Genomic DNA, 1,410 nt, shown 5'->3' on the forward strand with positions numbered 1-1,410 from the left:
GATGCAACAGGCGAGTGAGTGTACCCTCGAGGGATGGTCTCCGGATCGGAGACCATCCCGTCTCGTCTGTTCATGACTTCTTCGGAGCCGACCAAAGAAGAGATCCTCGACCGTCTTGCTGCGCTTGAGGAAGAAAACGAAAAGCTCCGAGAGGAGAACAAGCGGCTCAGAGCCAAGCTTCGGTGGTACGAGGGACCCCATACACCGCCGAGCAAGGACCAATCGGACCAAGAGGAGTCGTCCTCGTCCGGCGGGGACGAGGACGACGAACAGCCACGGACTGACGGTGGCACGCCCGGCCGAATGTCTGGACACGACCCGGAATGGCGCGACGCTCCTGACCCAGATCGAGAAATCGAGGTCACCTGTGACTGCTGTCCAGACTGTGGTGAAGCGTTCGACGAGTCGGCGGGCGTCAGCCCCCGACTCGTCGAGGAACTCCCTGATCCACAGCCACCGGAAGTCACACAGTACAACCGCCACCACTACGAGTGTCACTCCTGTGGTGCCGAGACTGTGGCCTCACACCCCGACTGCCCCGATGAGGGGCAGTTCGGGGTGAACGTCATCGCACAGGCGGCGCTCTCTCGGTACGACCACCGCCTTCCCTACCGGAAGATCGGCGACCGCTTCGAACAACTCCACGGACTGGTGCTGTCAGGCGCGTCCGCGTGGCACGCGACCGAGCGCGCTGCGCGCGCCGGTCGCTGTAAGTACGAGCAGATTCGACGCCAGATCCAGCAAGCCGACGTCGTCCACATTGACGAGACTGGAATCAAACGCAACGGCGAACAGGCATGGATCTGGACGTTCACCACCGAGAACCACACGCTGTACGCGGTCAGGGAGAGTCGAGGAAGTGATGTTCCCGCGGAAGTCCTTGGCGAGGACTTCGCGGGAACGGTCGTCTGTGATGGCTGGACGGCGTATCCGGCTTTCAGCAGCAACCTCCAGCGGTGTTGGGCGCATATTCTCCGGGAGGCTGAAGACGCCGCCGAGAAGCAGGCGGAAGGCGAACCGATCTATCGTGCTCTCAAACAGCTGTACGTCGCTCTCCAGACTCGGCTGGAGAGCGACTTGACAGTCCGTAAGCGAGCAGAACTCCAACGTGTGGCGCGGAGAGAGCTTGAATCGCTGATAGAGCGGTCAGTTCCCGACGGACCAGTGGCAACACTACTTGGCAAGATCGAAGGAGGCCTTGACCACTGGCTCACCTTCATCGGTGAGCCAGCGGTCTCCCCAACGAACAACGCCGCTGAAAATGCGCTTCGTGAGCCAGTGGTTCTCCGGAAGCTCATCGGAACGCTCCGCAACGACCGCGGCATGTTTGTGCATGAGACGCTGCTGTCCCTGCTGGCGACCTGCCGCCAGCAGGGACGCAATCCCTACGATGAGTTCAAGCGAATCGCT

General features: G+C 61.4%; 1 protein-coding gene. It reads left to right on the forward strand.

What is annotated here, in order from left to right:
• Window positions 1-72: 72 nt before the first annotated feature.
• Window positions 73-1,410, forward strand: a 1,338-nt coding sequence (gene tnpC, locus ABDZ36_RS14710) for an IS66 family transposase (RefSeq protein WP_343749380.1), incomplete at its 3' end; no start/stop codon positions are given.

This window comes from Halarchaeum salinum, assembly GCF_039520965.1.
Classification (GTDB): domain Archaea; phylum Halobacteriota; class Halobacteria; order Halobacteriales; family Halobacteriaceae; genus Halarchaeum; species Halarchaeum salinum.